The sequence below is a fragment of the Neglectibacter timonensis genome (genome assembly GCF_900048895.1).
Classification (GTDB): Bacteria; Bacillota; Clostridia; order Oscillospirales; family Acutalibacteraceae; genus Acutalibacter; species Acutalibacter timonensis.
The window spans coordinates 1,573,374-1,590,999 of record NZ_LT160640.1 but is presented as its reverse complement, the minus strand read 5'-3'; the positions used below and the strand labels follow the sequence as shown (position 1 = coordinate 1,590,999).

Annotated in this window: 16 protein-coding genes; 14 read left to right on the top strand and 2 right to left on the bottom strand. The window is 55.4% G+C overall.

Annotated features, from left to right (window positions below; all coding sequences use genetic code 11):
• Nucleotides 1–100: 100 nt before the first annotated feature.
• Nucleotides 101–877, bottom strand: a complete 777-nt coding sequence (locus tag BN3911_RS16345; protein ID WP_066867478.1) for an alpha/beta fold hydrolase — start codon at nt 875–877, stop codon at nt 101–103.
• 329 nt (nt 878–1,206) lie between these two features.
• Entirely contained in the window at nt 1,207–2,553 is a 1,347-nt protein-coding gene (locus tag BN3911_RS16340) for a PepSY1/2 domain-containing protein (protein ID WP_066867475.1), read from the bottom strand.
• A 219-nt stretch (nt 2,554–2,772) separates the two neighbouring features.
• Here BN3911_RS16340 and ruvC point away from each other — a divergent pair, with 219 nt between their 5' ends.
• The 14 genes from ruvC to BN3911_RS16265 all read left to right on the top strand — a co-directional run bounded on the left by ruvC (nt 2,773) and on the right by BN3911_RS16265 (nt 17,327).
• Nucleotides 2,773–3,297: a crossover junction endodeoxyribonuclease RuvC gene (ruvC, locus tag BN3911_RS16335; protein WP_066867472.1), complete on the top strand. Its 525-nt coding sequence runs from the start codon at nt 2,773–2,775 to the stop codon at nt 3,295–3,297.
• Between the two features lie 154 nt (nt 3,298–3,451).
• Entirely contained in the window at nt 3,452–4,048 is a 597-nt protein-coding gene (gene ruvA / locus BN3911_RS16330) for a Holliday junction branch migration protein RuvA (RefSeq protein ID WP_308211530.1), read from the top strand.
• A gap of 142 nt (nt 4,049–4,190) precedes the next feature.
• Nucleotides 4,191–5,237 carry a Holliday junction branch migration DNA helicase RuvB gene (gene ruvB, locus BN3911_RS16325; RefSeq protein WP_066868117.1) on the top strand — a complete coding sequence of 349 codons (1,047 nt, stop codon included), beginning with the start codon at nt 4,191–4,193 and terminating at the stop codon, nt 5,235–5,237.
• 87 nt (nt 5,238–5,324) lie between these two features.
• Nucleotides 5,325–6,677 (top strand): phosphoglucosamine mutase, encoded by a 1,353-nt coding sequence (gene glmM / locus BN3911_RS16320; protein WP_066867466.1) that lies wholly within the window; start codon nt 5,325–5,327, stop codon nt 6,675–6,677.
• A gap of 525 nt (nt 6,678–7,202) precedes the next feature.
• Nucleotides 7,203–8,072 carry a class I SAM-dependent methyltransferase gene (locus BN3911_RS16310; protein WP_066868116.1) on the top strand — a complete coding sequence of 290 codons (870 nt, stop codon included), beginning with the start codon at nt 7,203–7,205 and terminating at the stop codon, nt 8,070–8,072.
• 186 nt (nt 8,073–8,258) lie between these two features.
• On the top strand, nt 8,259–9,125 hold the full coding sequence (locus BN3911_RS16305) for an energy-coupling factor transporter ATPase (RefSeq protein ID WP_066867461.1): 867 nt from the start codon (nt 8,259–8,261) through the stop codon (nt 9,123–9,125).
• A gap of 42 nt (nt 9,126–9,167) precedes the next feature.
• Nucleotides 9,168–10,034: an energy-coupling factor transporter ATPase gene (locus BN3911_RS16300; protein ID WP_187127781.1), complete on the top strand. Its 867-nt coding sequence runs from the start codon at nt 9,168–9,170 to the stop codon at nt 10,032–10,034.
• The gene (locus BN3911_RS16295) at nt 10,031–10,843 is read left to right on the top strand and encodes an energy-coupling factor transporter transmembrane component T family protein (protein ID WP_066867457.1); all 813 of its coding nucleotides are present in this window, start codon (nt 10,031–10,033) and stop codon (nt 10,841–10,843) included. The genes BN3911_RS16300 and BN3911_RS16295 overlap by 4 nt, the downstream gene beginning before the upstream one ends.
• Nucleotides 10,844–10,874: 31 nt before the next feature.
• Complete coding sequence (locus BN3911_RS16290; RefSeq protein WP_066867454.1) at nt 10,875–11,330, top strand: NUDIX hydrolase; 456 nt, start codon at nt 10,875–10,877, stop codon at nt 11,328–11,330.
• A gap of 46 nt (nt 11,331–11,376) precedes the next feature.
• Nucleotides 11,377–12,117 (top strand): tRNA pseudouridine(38-40) synthase TruA, encoded by a 741-nt coding sequence (truA, locus tag BN3911_RS16285; protein WP_066867452.1) that lies wholly within the window; start codon nt 11,377–11,379, stop codon nt 12,115–12,117.
• 31 nt (nt 12,118–12,148) lie between these two features.
• Entirely contained in the window at nt 12,149–13,411 is a 1,263-nt protein-coding gene (locus BN3911_RS16280; protein ID WP_066867450.1) for a DUF5711 family protein, read from the top strand.
• 243 nt (nt 13,412–13,654) lie between these two features.
• Nucleotides 13,655–14,344 carry a CvpA family protein gene (locus tag BN3911_RS16275; protein ID WP_066867448.1) on the top strand — a complete coding sequence of 230 codons (690 nt, stop codon included), beginning with the start codon at nt 13,655–13,657 and terminating at the stop codon, nt 14,342–14,344.
• Nucleotides 14,345–14,351: 7 nt separating this feature from the next.
• Nucleotides 14,352–15,041: a CDP-alcohol phosphatidyltransferase family protein gene (locus tag BN3911_RS16270; protein WP_242871151.1), complete on the top strand. Its 690-nt coding sequence runs from the start codon at nt 14,352–14,354 to the stop codon at nt 15,039–15,041.
• 27 nt (nt 15,042–15,068) lie between these two features.
• The gene (locus tag BN3911_RS16265) at nt 15,069–17,327 is read left to right on the top strand and encodes an ATP-dependent Clp protease ATP-binding subunit (RefSeq protein WP_066868112.1); all 2,259 of its coding nucleotides are present in this window, start codon (nt 15,069–15,071) and stop codon (nt 17,325–17,327) included.
• The last annotated feature ends 299 nt before the right edge of the window (nt 17,328–17,626 follow it).

Genomic DNA, 17,626 nt, shown 5'->3' with positions numbered 1-17,626 from the left:
GACGCACACAATAGAAGTTCTGCAGGAACTTTTCGAAAGCTTGCGGAGTGCGGGGCGCCGCTTCACACCGACGCCGGAAAGCGCAGAAGGGGGAAATCGCCTATCCCAGCACCTCTTGCTTCAGAATGCGGAAAAAAGGCTCCCTTGCATACTGCTCCCGCCAAGGATTGTGTCCGCACCGGGGGAGAAGGTGCTGACGCAGGGGGATGCCGAGATGTTCCAGCGGCGCAGAGACACCTGCCGGGGGATGAGGATCGTTTTCTCCCTGAATCAGGACGATAGGACAGCTGATTTTTGGAAAAACATCCAGCAGCCCGCCGGATTTCCGGAGACGGGAGATTTCAGGCCAGAGGGAGCCGTAGGCTCTGCTGTCAGGCGGAAAGCTTTCTGGCTCCTGAATCTGTAATTCCTGGAAATGATCCGCTTTATCGGCCAGTGTGCCCAGTCTGGCCAAATCGGCGTCTGTCCCGCCGCCTCCCTCCAACAGGGAATCCAGGCGGAGAAATTCTTCGGCGTCCTTGGGGTTGAGGTTCTGCAGCCGCCTCGTTCCAATTTGACCCGTATAGGCGGCGTCCAGCGGCCCGCAGCCCACCAGGATCAGTTTGCGAATCAGTTCCGGCCGCTCTGCCGTCAGCATGGCGCAAAGCCAGGCGCCGAAAGAGTGGCCAATCAGCACGCAGGGGGCAGGGAGGAATTCCTGCAGCTGTGCCGTCAGTTCATCCAGCAGTTCCCGGAGGGAGAGCCTGCTCTGCAAAGGCTCCAGTACGCCGCAAAATTGGGACAGGCCTAGCGCTAGACCCCCTGCAGTACCCGGCGCTCCGGGGCCTCCATGCACCACTGCCGCCCGATAAGGCGGCGCTCCATAGATTCGTACCATTTAGCGCCCTCTCCCTTGCTTTCAAGATGCTTCCATTGTAACAGAATGGAGCGCGGGAGGGAAGACGCAATCCTCCGAAAGGACGGGGAAAGGGACGGCTTGAGCCCGCAGGGGATTGTATCCGTGGGATTCCCCTAAGGATGCCGTACCCCGAGGCTTCAGGAAGCTACTGCGTTTCGGAAGAGAAACGGCAGGCCGGGCTGCTTTTCGATTCTTATCATCATTTTCCTTCCTCCCTCATAAAAATAAGGGGGACAGATTGTTTTATGCGGAAAGCATACCGCAAAAAAAGCGGAGGGGGATCAGGCCCTCCTCCGCTTTTCCCGGGTTCAGATTGTGAGCACGCCGTGTTCGTCCTTCTGCAGGAGATAGAGCTGTTCCTCCAGCCCGCTTTCCGCGTTGATATAGACCAGCACTTCGCCGCCGTCCCGGTCTTTGCAGAGGAATTCCCAGCACAGCACTTCGCTCAGGCCTGGAGTGGGAATCAAGGCAAGGGCAGAGGATTTTACGGTGAGCAGCGGGCTTACGTTCTTCTTCGCAGTTTCCGCATCCAGGGCGGGAGCCACCAGCTCCCGGCTGTGGTGGTTCATCAGGTAGCCTGTGGCGTCATATTCCAGCATGGCTCCTTCGCCCAGTTCGACGGTGACCTTGATGAGATCAGGATAGCACACCACGCCCAGGCCCTCTTCGCTGAGATAGGAAAAATTAATGGTGCATTGATTGTCATTTTTCACATAGTAGCTCTCCTGGAAAGAGGAAATCCCCGCCTCCCGGAGCATGGCGGCTGCAGCCTGCAGGGCCTCTTCATAGCTGAGCTTTTCCTCAGGGACATCCGCACTTTTTTTAAAGTAGGCGATCTCTCCGCCCAGGCGCGTGACCTGAATACGGGAATCTCCCCGGGAAAACACATAGGCTTCTATGGCGCTGCCGCCGGTTCCCAGCGCTTCCAGTTCCTCTGGCTTGCAGTGCAGGAAAGCGGCGGCTTTTTGGGCGGCTTCCCCGGCAGTGATTTCCGCTTTCCCTTTTAGAAACAGGGCTTCCCGGCGCAGGATATGGTCGGAAAAAGGACCATCGTAAAGCAGAGAGGGAAATTCTGAAAATTCCTTTGCCACTTCATCCAAGCTGTCGTCGAAGGAGGGGAGGGAATCGATCTCGTCCACATTGTTGAGCAAACTTTCCGTTTTTCCCACCGAGGCCCTTTCCACACTGAGGCGGGCCTGTATTTCCGCCAGAGCATCGGTGAGGATACCGGCGTAGCGCTCCATGGAAGAGAGATTTTGCAGCTCCTCTTCAGAAGCGGCTGCGTCCGTCAGGGATTTTCGGGAAAGCATCATGGCGTAATCCCCAATCTGGGAGAGGAAGCGGCTGATCCGGTCTGTTTTTTCCTGGGAGAAGGGAAGCACCGCCATAGCGGCCTTAGCGCCGCCGCTTTGCTCCAGCAGTTTCGCCGAAACAGTTCCCCTCAGTACAGGGGTGTTTACATAAGCTGCCTTTTTCAGGGTGGAGCGCATGCCGGAGACATAGTCGCTCAAGTCGTTCAGGGCCCGCCGGTAGGTATATTCCAGCTCAGTCTTGCTGGAATTCAGCAGCAGGCGCGTATCCAGCAGCAGTCCTCCCAGCACCAGCAGAAAGGCGGCTGAAAAAGAGGCGAGCCGAACCTTTGTCGATTTTTTCATAGCGTGTACCATCCTTGTTTTTCAGGCTGGGACGCAGGGAAGAAATGATACTGGGAAAAGCGTCCGCCCTTGTCACTTTCAGAGAAAGAAAGCATAGCTCTAGTTTCTGCTGGGCAAATGCGAAAATTCATAGTATGTTTAGAATATTTTGGCTGTTCATTGCTGGGGATTTGTGCTATAATATTACGAATATTTTTGACATCTGGGTGGTGAAGGGCTTTGCGCATACTGGGAATTGACCCGGGCTACGCCATCGTTGGCTACGGTGTGATAGAGTATCGGAGCGGCCAATATCTGCCGGTGGAATACGGGGCGGTCACCACGGAGGCGGGCGTGGAGTTTAGCCGCCGGCTTGCCGAAATCTACGACGGTATGCAGGAGCTTCTGAACCGGCTGAAGCCTGAAGCCGCAGCGGTGGAAAAACTTTATTTTTCTAACAATAAGACTACGGGAATCGGCGTGGCAGAAGCCAGAGGAGTGATTCTTCTGGCGCTGTCCCAGGCAGGCGTTCCACTGTTCGAATATACGCCCATGCAGGTCAAGCAGGCAGTGACAGGCTACGGGAAAGCGCTGAAGCCCCAAATGCAGGAAATGACGCGAAAGCTGCTCCGACTCCGCCAGGTACCGAAGCCGGACGATACGGCGGACGCGCTGGCCCTGGCGATCTGTCACGGTCAGGCGGCTGGTTCCACTCTGCGCCGGGAGCTCCTGCGGCGCGGGAAGGTGCCGGGCCAGGTGATTTGAAGCAGATGAGGTTCAAATCCTCTTGCTTTTTGAAAACCTGGAGAAGACTTTTAGGAAAAGGGGAGCGGGAGCCGCTGCCAACCGCAACGCTGCGTCAATGTTCCAGCACAGCGTTGCGCGGCGGCCGATGCGACGGAAAGATATGTTTTACAGTTTGACAGGGAAATTAATCCACACAGAGCCAGGGATGGCGGTGATCGATGTGGGCGGGGTGGCTTTCAAATGCTTTACCTCCATGAATACGCTGCGGCATCTGCCCCGGCTGATGGAGAAGGCCACGCTGTACACACACCTCAATGTGCGGGAGGATGCGCTGGACCTGTTCGGGTTTACGACACAGGCGGAGCTCAACTGCTTTAAGCTGCTTACCGCCATCAGCGGCGTGGGGCCGAAGGTGGGAGTCGCCATTCTGTCGGAGCTGACGCCGGAGGACGTGGCAATGGCTGCCGCTGCGGGAGATTCCAAACGTTTTGCCAGGGCGAACGGCGTGGGGCCGAAGCTCGCCCAGCGCATCACTTTGGAGCTCAAGGACAAGGTGAAGGATTTTTCCGGGACTTCCGGCTGGGGAGAGGACCTGGTGCAGGCGGGGGGCGTGTCCGCCTCGGGGAACGCCTCTCAGGCGGTGAGCGCCCTTACCACATTGGGCTATTCCCCCTCGGAGGCCGCCGCCGCGGTGGGAAAGCTGGATTCCAGCCTGCCGCCGGAGGAGCTGATCCGGCTGGCCCTGAAGTCCTTTGGGGGCAGAAGATGAGCGGAATATGCTGCAGCCGGTCCCGCCGCGCCGCGGCGGGCTGGCTTAGAGAGAGGAGGCGCAGCAGATGATTAAAAAAAGCGGGGGAAGGGACGACGCCGAGCTGGGCAGCCCTGGTTACGGCGGGGACTGGCGGGACGACATGGACCTGGAAAACAGGATCGTGGAGACCGGCTATACCCCGGAGGACAGCGAGGTGGAGAATCCGCTGCGGCCCCGTACCTTTTCTGAATATATTGGGCAGGATAAAGTAAAAGAAAACTTGAAGATCTTTATCGAGGCGGCGAAGAGCCGCAAGGAACCGCTGGACCATGTTCTGCTGTACGGCCCGCCTGGCCTGGGGAAGACAACCCTGGCGGGCATCGTGGCCAATGAGATGGGCGTGAATCTGCGCATCACCAGCGGTCCGGCCATCGAGAAGCCGGGCGATCTGGCGGCGCTGCTGACGAACCTGAGCCCCGGGGACGTCCTGTTTATCGACGAGGTGCACCGGCTGCCCCGCACGGTGGAAGAAATTCTGTATCCCGCCATGGAGGATTACGCCCTGGATATTATCACAGGGAAGGGGCAGATGGCGGCGTCCTATCATCTGCCGCTGCCGCATTTCACGCTGATCGGCGCCACGACCCGGGCGGGCCAGCTTTCCGCCCCTCTTCGGGACCGGTTCGGCGTAGTGCTCCGGCTGGAGCTGTACAGTCCGGAGGAGCTGGGGAAGATTGTCCTGCGCAGCGCAGGGCTTCTGCACACCGAAATTGAGGCGGACGGCGCGCTGGAAATCGCTTCGCGTTCACGGGGGACTCCCCGGATTGCGAACCGGCTCTTGAAACGCGTGCGGGATTTTGCCCAGGTGATGAGCGAGGGCGTTGTCACTTATCATACGGCTCAAATAGCGTTGGACCGGTTGGAGGTTGACGAGCTGGGCCTCGATTCCAGCGACAGGCGGATGCTTGCAGCAATCATCCAAAATTACGCTGGCGGCCCTGTGGGCCTGGATACTCTGGCCGCGGCTATCGGGGAGGAGGCCATCACCATTGAGGATGTGAACGAGCCCTATCTGATGCAGATCGGCTTTTTGACCCGCACCCCCAGAGGCAGGTGCGCCACCGCAGCAGCCTACCTTCATTTAGGCCTACCCGTGCCCCCTGCCCTTCGAGGCGGGGACCAGGGCCAGCTGACCCTGGAAAATTGAACTTTGTTTTTTTCATGCATGCTTTTGGGAACACTTTTACGATACCCACTACAATATTATTTTAGTATTTGGAAGGAAGTAATCTGAATGGGAAGATTGTTTGGAACAGACGGAATCCGCGGCATTGCAAATCAGGACCTCACCTGTGAGCTGGCCACCCAGCTGGGACGGGCAGCGGCGAAAGTGCTTACGAATAAGTCAAATCACCATCCCAAGGTGCTCATTGGAAAAGATACCCGCCTCTCCTCCGACATGCTGGAAAATGCCATGGCTGCCGGGCTGTGCAGCATCGGGGCCAGCGTGGTGACGCTGGGCGTGGTGCCGACTCCTGCAGTAGCATATCTGGTGGAAAAATATAAAGCGGACGCAGGCGTGATGATTTCCGCCTCCCATAACTCGTTTGAGTATAACGGCATCAAAATTTTCTCCGGGGACGGCTATAAGCTTCCCGACGACCTTGAGGAGAGAATTGAAGACATCATTCTGGGAAAATCCGACATTTCCCATGAATTTCCCACAGAGGCCGGTATTGGAACCGTTACCCGTGCAGAAAATGCGGTGCGGGACTATATTGACCATGTGAAGAATACGGTGCATTTTTCCTTGAACGGCCTGAAAATCGCCATTGATACGGCCAATGGTTCAGCCAGTGCCACGGCGGAAGCCCTGTTTACAGAGCTGGGAGCGGAGGTTGTCATGCTCAACGACAGGCCGGACGGCATCAATGTGAACCAGGACTGCGGCTCCACCCATATGGAGGGGCTGATTGAATATGTGAAGACCCATGAGGTGGACGCGGGCGTGGCCTTTGACGGCGACGCGGACCGCTGCCTGATGGTAGATGAGCAGGGTAATTTTGTGGACGGCGATTTCATTATGGCAATCTGCGCCATGGATATGAAGAGCCGGGGAAAGCTGGCGGGCAATACCGTTGTAGGCACTATTATGACTAATCTGGGATTCCAGCGCTTCTGCGAGGAGAACGGTATGGAATTTGAGGCCACCAAGGTAGGCGACCGGTATGTGCTGGAGGAAATGCTTCTGGATGGATACAATTTCGGCGGGGAACAGAGCGGCCATGTGATTTTCCGGGATTTTGCCACTACGGGCGACGGCCAGCTCACCGCTTGCCAGCTGCTGAGCCTGATGCGGCGCAGGGAGGCAAAGCTCTCCTCCCTTGCAACCCTGATGCAGCGCTTCCCCCAGACCATGCTCAACATTCAGGTGTCACCGGAGGGAAAGCTGGCGTTTTACACTGACCACAAGGTGAAAGCCGCCATCGACAAGGCTTCGGAAACCCTGGGCAAGGACGGCCGCGTGATTGTGCGTCCCTCCGGCACAGAGCCCCTGCTGCGTGTGATGGTGGAGGGCAAGGATGAAGAGCTGATTCAAAAATTGGCAGAGGATGTAGCCCAGGTCATTCGTGAAGAACTGGTATAAGAAAGCAGGAAAGAAGAAACCGGGGCGTCGGGAGTGGGCATGCCGGCCCGCAGCACGCGTCCCCATGAAATAAAAGTCTTAGCCGAGCTTTCTTCAGAAAGCGAAGAAAAAAGAAGAAACCGGGGCGTCGGGGAGCGGGATGCCGGCCCGCCGCGTGCGTCCCCACGAAATAAAAGTCTTTGCCAAGCTTTCTTTCAGAAAGCGAAGAAAAGAAGAAGCCGGGGCGTCGGGGAGCGGGCATGCCGGCCCGCCGCGTGCGTCCCCACGGAATAAAAGTCTTTGCCAAGCTTTCTTCAGAAAGCGAAGAAAAAAGAAGAAGCCGGGGCGTCGAGGAGCGGGCATGCCGGTCCGCCGCGTGCGTCCCCACGGAATAAAAGTCTTTGCCAAGCTTTCTTCAGAAAGCGAAGAAAAAAGAAGAAGCCGGGGCGTCGAGGAGCGGGCATGCCGGTCCGCCGCATGCGTCCCCACGGAATAAAAGTCTTTGCCAAGCTTTCTTCAGAAAGCGGGTGGAAAGCGGGAGAAACGATGCGTACAGCGGAATGGAAAGATTATGAGCTGATTGATACGGCGGACGGCGAGCGTCTGGAACGGTGGGGGGATGTGCTCCTCATCCGGCCGGACCCGCAGATCATCTGGTCGGGGGAGAAAAAAGACCCTCGTTGGCGGAATGCAGACGCCCGATACCGCCGTTCCAATTCCGGAGGCGGAAAATGGGAGGAGTACAAAAAGGTACCTCCTGTGTGGAAAATCACCTGGAACGGCCTGACTTTCCGCCTGAAAACCATGGGATTCAAGCATACGGGCATCTTTCCGGAACAGGCTGTGAATTGGAAGTTTGCCATGGAGAAAATCCGGACGGCAGGCAGGCCTGTGAAGGTGCTGAATCTGTTTGGATATACGGGAGCGGCCACCCTCTGCTGTATGAAAGCTGGGGCGGCCGTCACCCATGTGGACGCCTCCAAAGGCATGGTGCAGTGGGCGAAGGAAAACGCCGAGGCTTCCGGTATCGGGGACAAGCCTGTACGCTGGCTTGTAGATGACTGCGTCAAATTCGTGCAGAGAGAGCAGCGCAGGGGCAATACCTATGATGGAATTATCATGGATCCCCCTTCTTACGGGCGCGGCCCGGGGGGAGAGGTTTGGAAGCTGGAGGAACAGCTTCATGGGCTGGTGGAAATGTGTCTCCCCATCCTTTCGGAAGAACCGCTGTTTTTCCTGTTGAATTCCTATACCACGGGGCTTTCCCCTGCAGTGATGGAGTATCTTCTGGGGCTGCTGCTCCAGAAAAAATTCGGTGGAGCAGTTTCTTCCGATGAAATCGGCCTCCCCGTCACAAATACAGGCCTCATATTGCCGTGCGGAAGCACGGCAATATGGACTCATTCATCTGAATAAGACAAATATCCCGAGCAGCGGGATATTGTAGGAAGACGCGTCAGCGTCTCCGCTTTAAAATATCTGTTTGTGCCGGAAAATATCCGTAAAAAGTTTTAGTCCAGCTTTTGCAAAAGCTGGCAGGGCACTGGGGCAAAGCCTCAGACCGCCGGCTGCGGCGAATCCAACCGCAGAATGAAGTACAGAATGGGGGAACACTGCTTGGCTTTTATCGAGGTGCAGAATGTGCGGTTTTCATATGATACGGAATCCGTGGACAGCAGAGAAGTGCTGCATGGGATCAATCTGTCCATAGAGGCGGGCGAATTTGTAGCGCTTCTGGGGCATAACGGCTGCGGCAAGTCCACAATGGCCAAGCTTTTTAACGGCATGCTGCTGCCTACCTCCGGCAGCGTGCTTGTCGACGGTATCGATACCCAGGACGAGGCAAGGCAGTTTGAAGTGCGCAGCCGGGTAGGCCTGGTTCAGCAGAATCCGGATAACCAGCTGGTGGCCGGCGTGGTGGAGGAGGATGTGGCTTTTGGACCGGAGAATCTGGGTGTTCCGCCGCTGGAAATCCGCAAAAGGGTGGATGAGGCCCTGAAAGCGGTGGATATGTATGAGTACCGGGAACACGCCCCCCATAAGCTTTCCGGCGGACAAAAGCAGCGGGTGGCAATTGCAGGCATCATCGCCATGGAAACCCGCTGTATTGTGCTGGACGAGCCCACCGCCATGCTGGACCCCCGGGGCCGGGTGGAGGTGATGGAGACCATCCAGCGCCTGAACCGGGAAAAGCAGATTACCATCGTGCTCATCACCCACTATATGGACGAGGCCGTGCAGGCGGGACGTGTGGTGGTGATGGATGAAGGGGAAATCTTGACGGACGGCTCTCCGCGGGAGGTCTTCAGCGATGTGGAGTTTTTGAAACGGCATGATCTGGACGTGCCTCAGGCGACTGAGCTCGTGTACCGTCTGGCGGCTGCCGGGATCAAGCTTCCGGAGATACCTCTGGGTGAGGAAGAATGCGTGAGGCTGTTCCGGCGTTATTTGGCCGGAGAAGCCCATTGATCCGGGCATTTCGTGAAATCGGGGCGAAAGGAATGGATGCACTTGGCGATATTGGAGACAAAGGATCTCACCTATCAATACGGCGTGGGTACTCCCTTTCAGAAGACGGCGGTGGAACAGGTTTCCATCTCCATCCGGCAGGGAGAGTTTTTGGGTGTCATCGGCCATACGGGAAGCGGGAAATCCACCTTGATCCAGATGCTCAACGGCCTGATCAAGCCAACCTCGGGACAGGTATTGCTGGATGGAAAGGATATTTGGGAAGAACCCAAGAAAATCCGTGCGGTGCGTTTCCGCGTGGGCATGGTATTCCAGTATCCGGAGTACCAGCTTTTTGAGGAAACCGTACTGAAGGACGTGATGTTCGGTCCGAAAAATATGGGGCTTTCCGATACGGAGGCAGAGGCCAAGGCCCGGGAAGCGGCGGAATTTACAGGCTTAAAGGAAGAGTTGCTGCAAAAATCCCCCTTCGAGCTTTCCGGAGGAGAAAAACGCCGGGCTGCAATCGCCGGGGTGATCGCCATGGACCCGGACGTGTTGATTCTGGATGAACCCACTGCAGGCCTGGATCCAAGGGGCAGGGACGTACTGCTGGCACAGATCGCCCAGTACCATAAGGCGAGGAACAATACCGTGCTGCTGGTTTCCCACAGCATGGAAGATATTGGCCGGACAGCGGACCGGCTTCTGGTGATGAGCGGCGGCCATGACGTGATGCTGGATGAGACGAAGCGTGTTTTTTCCCGCGGCGAAGAACTGGAAAAAATCGGACTGCGGGTGCCCCAGATCACCAAAATCATGCAGGAGCTTCGCAGCCTGGGCTGTCCGGTGGACGGCGCTACGCTCACAGTGGACGACGCCCTGCACCAGCTCATTCCTTTTTTTAAGAGGAAGGAGGAACTCCGATGATTTCCGATATCACACTGGGCCAATATTTCCCTGCCAAGTCTCCGATGCACAGGACGGATCCCCGTATGAAAATCTGCCTGACGGTCTTTGCCATTGTGCTGATTTTTGTAGCCAGGAATTTTCTGTCCCTGGCGGTTTCGGTGCTGTTTATCGGCGTTGGAATGGCCTGTTCGAAAATTCCGCTGAAGCTTTACCTGAAAAGCCTGAAGCCCATACTGTTCATCATTGTTTTTACGGCTGTACTCAATATTTTTTATGGCTCCGGAGACCCGCTGGTACAGCTCGGCTGGCTGAAAATTACGCTCAGCGGAATTCTGAACAGCGTGTTTGTCTCGATCCGCATCGTGACGCTGATTTTGGCAAGCTCGGTGCTGACGTTTACCACGTCTCCCACACAGCTGACGGACGCCATTGAACGGCTGCTGCGCCCGCTTGCAAAACTGCATGTGCCTGTTCATGAATTTGCCATGATGATGACCATTGCCCTGCGTTTTGTTCCCACCTTGCTGGAAGAGACGGATAAAATTATGAGCGCCCAGAAGGCCCGGGGAGCAGATATGGAGAGCGGCGGCATCGTGCAGCGCATCAAGGCGTTGGTGCCGGTGCTGATCCCCTTGTTTGTCTCTGCTTTCCGCCGGGCCTACGATTTGGCCACGGCCATGGAGAGCCGCTGCTATCACGGCGGGGAGGGCAGAACCAAAATGAAGATTTTGAAGTTCGGCCATACGGACTGGGTGGTGCTGGTTTTCGCTGTGCTGGCTCTGGGCCTGTTTATCACGGCCAACATTTTGATTCCGCCGGTGCTGTGAGAAAACTCGATTCAGGAAAGGAAGTAATGATATGGTTCCTATTCATCATGTGTCCGCTGCCGGGGTAGTACGCAACGAGGCGGGGGAGGTGCTGCTGATTCGGGGCCCCCTCCGGGGCTGGGAAATTCCGGGCGGCGTGGTGGAATCCCACGAAAGCGTGCAGGACGCCTTAAAACGGGAAATCTGGGAGGAAAGCGGCGTACAGGTAGAAATTACCGGATTTGCCGGCCTCTGCAAAAATGTGGAACTGGATATTGTAAATTTGGAATTTTGCTGTCGGTATCTCAGCGGCGAGCCACGCGGGAGCGAAGAAAGCCTGGAGGTGCGGTGGTTCTCTCCGGCGGAAGCCTTAAAAATAGTGGAATTTCCCCTGGCAAAAAGCTGGCTGGAATACATTTTGAACGGCGCGGAGAAGGTGCGCTGTTTCTCGTTCCGCAAGAACCCCTTTGAGATATTGGAGGACACCCTGCTGCCCGCCGGAGGTTGAGCATATGCCCGGAGGCGCGGGGAAATAATCGGAAGGAGGACAGGGCATGGAACGCAACCTGCTGCTGAAAATTTCATATGACGGTGCGCGGTATCACGGCTGGCAGATACAGGAGAACGCCCTGGCCGTACAGGAGGTTTTTCAAAAGGCGTTGTATGCCGTAACCGGGCTGAAAGAGGATATCAAGGCCTGTTCCCGAACGGATACCGGGGTGCATGCCCGGGAGTTCTGTATCAGCGTCAGAACGGAAAGCGGGATCCCTGCGGAACGGCTGCAGGCCGCGCTGAACCACCATTTGCCGGAGGATATCGCCGTCAAAGACTGTAAAGCGGTTCCCCTTGACTTTCATGCCAGGTATTCCTGTAAAGGGAAGGAATATACGTATGAAATTTGGAACCATCCGGTCCGGGAACCCTTTCTCAGGGATCGCGCCCTGCATTATTGGTATCCCATAGACGAAGAGCTTTTAGACAGGGCTGCAAAACAGTATCTGGGCAGCCATGATTTTTCCTCTTTCTGCACCCTGGACAGGCGGGAGAAGGGAAATCTAACCCGTACTGTGGCAGAATCCAAGGTGGAGCGGCGGGGAAATCTGGTGGTCTTTACTGTGGCGGCAGACGGCTTTCTATACAATATGGTCCGCATCATGGCGGGAACCCTGCTGCGGGTGCAGCAGGGAAAATTATCTGCGGAAGATATCCCGGTTGTTTTGGAGGCAAAGGACCGCTCGGCTGCAGGACCCACTGCGCCGGCCTGCGGCCTCTATTTAAACCGGGTATTCTATTGAGAGCGGATAGTGTGGAAAGGGGGCGGAGCTTTTGAAAAAAAAGGAAAAGCATGGGAATTCAAAGGATGGAGTCCGGGAATTCGCCAAGCTCAAGGACTTTCAGGATCCGGAAGCAACAATAGAATATGACGAGGAAGAGGAGGACGAGCAGCGCCAAAAAAAGGTGAAAATTCCCAAGGCAGTGTACCGGGTGGGAATCATTCTCGTTGCCGTCATTTTTGGGCTCGTGCTGTGGCTTAACCGCTCCAATCTCACACCGGACAATATCCTGGGCTGGATTAAGCTTCAGGTGATGGGCACCGGCATGGGAGAGGGCTTCCCAGTGCCGATTGCGGGCGGAAATGTGATGGATTCCAATTTTACGCAGAACAACGGTATGGCTGCGGTGCTCAGCGATACCGCTTTTACCCTGCTCAATTCCACCGGCCGCTCTGTGGTATCCCTGAGCCATGGATTTGAAAACCCTGCGCTTTGCTCAGCCTATGGGAATTACCTGCTCTACAATCAGGGGAACAAGGGATATCTTATGCAGGCCGGGGCAGATACCATACGGGACGCGCAGGCTCCCGACGATATTCTGGCGGGGGCGGTGTCCCGAAACGGGAGATATGCTTTGGGCATGCAGAGCCCTCAAGGAGCCTCCTATCTCAACGTCTATCTGAAAAACGGAACAGTCCAGTACAATTATCTATTTGCCAGGGATTATATTACCGCTGTGGCGCTGAACTACGACGCGTCCTATGGGGCGGCCTGTACGGTGCACAGTGAAAAAGGGGAAATGGTTTCCAAAATTACCATTTTTAATTTTCGGGAACAAGATCCAATTGCAGAATATGAAACCCGCGGCAACCTGCTGCTGGGGGTTTATTGGAGTGAAAACGGGAATATCTATGCGGTAGGGGATTCCTCTGTGGTGACGGCAGACGCCGCCTCCTTTGAATTTCGGGAGTACAGTTATGACGGCCGCCAGCTGACGGCTTACCAGCTGGACGCGAACCGTGCGTTCGTCTCGGTTTCTGCCTATGAGCATGCAGGCCCGGGCACCATTCTTGTATTTGACGGGAAAAAGGATCTGGTCAAAATCGAAGAAGCAGAGAGGGCTGCAGCCCTCTCTGCTTCCGGCGGCACCATCGCCGCCCTGGAAGGAACGGAAGTTGTGTTTTACGATTACAGCACGGGCCGGGAACAAGGCCGCACTTATGCAGGAACCGATGCCAGGAGCCTGGCGCTTGTCAACGAACACATAGCCTATGTACTGGGGGTCAGCGAAGTGCGTACGGTGGAACTGAGCTGAACACGCCGCTGTCGGATGAATGGATTGGATCCTACTTCTTTCAAGCCTGCAGAGCGGCGTTTGCAACGGCTGCCGTGGGAAAGCAATGCCGTTCAAACAGGAAAGAGCGAAAAAAACGGGGGAGTGTTCAGATTTCCTTAAGGGGATAGGGCTTGTGGAACGATTGCGATTGTGCTATATTTATCTGGTAGCTGTTTCCCGGCTATCAATTTCCCGGCTGTACAGGAAAGGGCAATCGTATTTATGAACTTTGCTTTGGATATCCTATTGGTTTGTATCGTCATCGTATTTGTAATTGTTGGGGTAAAGCGCGGCTTTATCAAGTCGGCGGCCCATTTTCTGGGGGCGATCGCCGCAGCATGCCTGTCGGCGGCGCTGGGAGGAATGGCTGCCCAATGGCTGTATGACACCCTGTTCCATGAGGCGCTGGTGGAGAAAATCAGCGGTACGATCGGTTCCATGGGAACGGCGGAGGCTGTCAGAAATGTGCTGGGCTCCCTGCCGGATTTTATCATCCGGGCCCTGGAAGATGCCGGTATTACCGAGGCCGCTCTCAAGGGCGGCGTCGCTTCGCAGACAGGACAGACGGCAGAATTGCTGGCGGCCTCGCTGGAACCGGTCTTCGTCGGTTTTTTGAAGGTGTTGACCGTTATCGCACTGTTTCTGCTGTTTATGGTTGTGGTGCGGATTTTGGCGAACGTTGTCTCCGCTGCTTTTGAGCTTCCGGTGCTGAGCCAGTTAAACGGGCTGCTGGGCGGCGTGTTCGGCCTTTTGCTGGGCCTTCTGTCAGTGTGGGTCGTGCTGGCCGCCTTGAAGGTGTTCCTGCCCATGCTCAGTTCCGACATGCAGCTGCAGATAGAGAATTGGCTTCAGCAGTCTGTCGTCGCAGGTACGTTTGTAGGGGCGAATCCTTTAACGGGAATGTTCCGCTGAAAGGGAGATGCCTATTTATGAAAAAGGAAAAAGTGAGGAGTCTTTGATGCCCGCTGAAAGAAAGCCAAGAAATCAGAATTTGACCGTCCCAAACGCACTCTCTGTACTGCGGATTATCATTGTTCCGTTTTTTGCCTGGTTTTTTTTGAAAGAAAACCTGGTAGCGGCGGTGGGGCTGCTGGCACTTTCCGGATTGTCCGATATGTTTGACGGAATGATTGCCAGAAGGTTTAACCAGATTACCGAGCTTGGGAAAATGCTGGATCCCTTTGCCGACAAGCTGACCCAGGGAGTGGTGGCGCTCTGCCTGGCCATCAAATTCCCCGCGATCTGTCCGGTGCTCCTGATCTTCATCGTCAAGGAGCTGGCGATGCTCTGTTGTGCCATCATTCTTTTGAAAAAGAAAAAACGGCCCTGTGCGGCCATGTGGTACGGGAAGGTGGCGACAGTAATGTTCTATCTTTCCGTTTCCGTCATAGTGATTATGGATGGCTTTTTCCAGGTAAAGACCCTGGTGTTCGATGTTGTATCCAATATCTTGCTGCTGCTGACAGCGGTGATGATGCTGTATTCCGCATTTAAATATTTCCAGATTTTTCGGGAAATTCTGCACTCGGACGATGAAAAATATGAATTGGACCTGCCGGATGAGATCCGCGCCAAAACGGTCCGGGAGAAAACCCGTAGAAATAAGTAAGCCTGATGAAAGGAACCCTATGCCATGTTGATGTGCACCCGCTGTAAAAAAAGGCCGGCTGTCGTATTTGTATCCAACTCCCTTGACGGAAATCCCCAGGGCCTGTGCCTGGTATGCGCAAAAGAACTGGGCATCAAGCCTGTCAATGATATCATGCAGAAAATGGGGATTACTGACGAGGATCTGGAAGCTGCCACGGAGCAGATGACCGAGCTGATGAATATCAATCTGCCTGAAGACGAAGACGATGAGGACGACGGCTTTATGCCGGGCGGCGCCGCCACGCTTCCTTCCGATATGATGTTGGGCGGTGCGCCGGGCAGCTCTGCCGGCGTGAAAGATAAAAAGGAAAGTTTCCACAAGAAAAAGAGAAAACACATCTCCAGTTACTGTACCGATCTGACCGGAAAAGCGCGCCGCGGCGAGCTGGACCGTATCGTGGGCAGGGAGAAGGAGATTGAGCGCGTCGTGCAGATCCTCTCCCGCCGTACGAAAAACAATCCCTGCCTGATCGGCGAGCCCGGTGTGGGCAAAACCGCCGTGGCGGAAGGGCTTGCCCTGCGGATTGCGGAGGGCAATGTGCCAGCTAAGCTGCGGGAGAAAGAAATCCAGCTTCTGGATTTGACCGCGCTGGTGGCGGGCACCCAGTTCCGGGGCCAGTTTGAAAGCCGGATCAAGGGACTGGTGGATGAAGTAAAGGCCGACGGAAACGTCATTCTCTTCATCGACGAGGTACACAACCTGGTAGGGACCGGCGACGCGGAGGGCAGCATGAACGCCGCCAATATTCTGAAGCCCGCGCTTTCCCGGGGTGAGATTCAGGTGATCGGCGCCACCACGTTTTCAGAATATAGAAAATATATTGAAAAAGACGCCGCATTGGAACGGCGTTTCCAGCCTGTGACCGTGGGAGAACCCTCCATTGAGGATGCGGTGCAGATACTCCTGGGAATCAAGAGCTATTATGAGGCCTATCACAGGGTTACGGTTTCGGAAAAGATTGCCCGCCGCATGGTAGTGCTGGCTGAACGGTACATCAATGACCGTTACCTGCCCGACAAGGCCATCGACCTGCTGGATGAATCCTGTGCCTGCGCTGCGCTGCGCAATAAAAAGCTGGCGGAATATGACAGCCAGGAGTTGGCGCTGAACAAGGAGCGGGTCAGGGAGCAGGACCTTTCCAATCCCACTGGCGGAGCCTCTGTAGATTATGAGGAATTGGCCAAAACCCATTACCGGATCGCTGCGCTGGAGGAGAGCCTCGACAAACTGAAAAATGAGGGCGTGTTTGCCGCGGTGGAAGAAAAGGACGTGGCTTACGTCATCGAGCTGTGGACAGGGATTCCAGCCGCACGAATCGAGGAAAATGAACTGAAAAAGCTGGCGGATCTGGAAACTGTGCTTTCAAAGCACATCATCGGCCAGGAGGAAGCGGTAAAGGCCATTTCTGCCGCCATTCGCCGCAGCCGCGTGCAGATCAGCCCCCGCCGTCATCCCGCTTCTTTCATTTTTGTGGGACCCACCGGCACCGGCAAGACAGAGCTGGTCAGGGTGCTTTCCAAAGAACTGTTCGATACGCCCGAAACGCTGATCCGTCTGGATATGTCGGAGTTTATGGAAAAGCATTCCGTGTCGAAAATCATCGGTTCCCCTCCCGGCTATGTGGGGTATGACGAGGCGGGCCAGCTCACGGAAAAGGTGCGCCGCCGGCCTTACTCGGTGCTGTTGTTTGATGAGATCGAGAAGGCCCATCCCGACGTGATGAACATCCTGCTTCAAATCCTGGACGAGGGCCGTATTACCGACGCCCACGGCAGGACGGTAAATTTTGAAAACACTGTGATTGTCATGACTTCCAATGCGGGCAGCGATAAAAAGGAAGGCGCGTTGGGCTTTGCCAAAACCTCCGCCGACCTGAGCAGGGAAAAGGCGCTGAAGGCGCTGAGTGAATTCCTGCGTCCCGAATTTCTGAGCCGTATTGACGAGGTAGTGGTATTCCGCCCGTTGGATCTGGAGGATTATAAGAAAATTGCCGCGCTGATGTTGAACGAGTATGTGGATTCCCTGCGGGAAAAAGGCATCCTGATGAAGTTCGACGATGCCGCCTGCGCCCTGCTGGCGGAAAAATCCATCCATGGACGCAGCGGAGCCCGTGACCTGCGGAACAATATCCGCCGGATGGTGGAGGATAGAATTGCCATGCTGCTGGTGGAAAACGGAGAAGACAGCTTTACCGCTGTTTCCGTAACCGCCGCCGACGGCGCAGTGAAAATAGAAACGCTCTGATTGGAAAGTTCTTATATGCAATAGTTTTGCGAGACAGTCAAGCAGCGACAGGAATATGATCCTGCCGCTGCATTTTTTTGTCCTTGGCAAAGTACAGTTTACAAGGAACTACGTAAGACGGGTATCTGACGGGCAGTGTGCTGTCCGTCAGATTTTTCTTTGAGAGTTACACTTTAAAAATTGCATTTTTGCAATTTTGATTTATAATGGAAATATGCGGAGAAAGTGCGTGTTATGGCTTTACTCGGAACACCGGGTAGAAGCAAAAGCCGCTTACCATAAAGGATATAACAGCGTGG

Excerpts from the sequence above, each read along its gene's own strand:
- BN3911_RS16305 (WP_066867461.1), top strand. The coding sequence starts at position 8,259 with ATGGGGGAACACTGCTTGGCTTTTATCGAGGTGCAGAATGTGCGGTTT.
- BN3911_RS16270 (WP_242871151.1), top strand. The coding sequence starts at position 14,352 with ATGCCTATTTATGAAAAAGGAAAAAGTGAGGAGTCTTTGATGCCCGCT.
- BN3911_RS16340 (WP_066867475.1), bottom strand. The coding sequence starts at position 2,553 with ATGAAAAAATCGACAAAGGTTCGGCTCGCCTCTTTTTCAGCCGCCTTT.
- BN3911_RS16295 (WP_066867457.1), top strand. The coding sequence starts at position 10,031 with ATGATTTCCGATATCACACTGGGCCAATATTTCCCTGCCAAGTCTCCG.
- BN3911_RS16345 (WP_066867478.1), bottom strand. The coding sequence starts at position 877 with ATGGTACGAATCTATGGAGCGCCGCCTTATCGGGCGGCAGTGGTGCAT.
- truA (WP_066867452.1), top strand. The coding sequence starts at position 11,377 with ATGGAACGCAACCTGCTGCTGAAAATTTCATATGACGGTGCGCGGTAT.
- BN3911_RS16310 (WP_066868116.1), top strand. The coding sequence starts at position 7,203 with ATGCGTACAGCGGAATGGAAAGATTATGAGCTGATTGATACGGCGGAC.
- BN3911_RS16275 (WP_066867448.1), top strand. The coding sequence starts at position 13,655 with ATGAACTTTGCTTTGGATATCCTATTGGTTTGTATCGTCATCGTATTT.
- glmM (WP_066867466.1), top strand. The coding sequence starts at position 5,325 with ATGGGAAGATTGTTTGGAACAGACGGAATCCGCGGCATTGCAAATCAG.
- ruvB (WP_066868117.1), top strand. The coding sequence starts at position 4,191 with ATGGACCTGGAAAACAGGATCGTGGAGACCGGCTATACCCCGGAGGAC.
- BN3911_RS16290 (WP_066867454.1), top strand. The coding sequence starts at position 10,875 with ATGGTTCCTATTCATCATGTGTCCGCTGCCGGGGTAGTACGCAACGAG.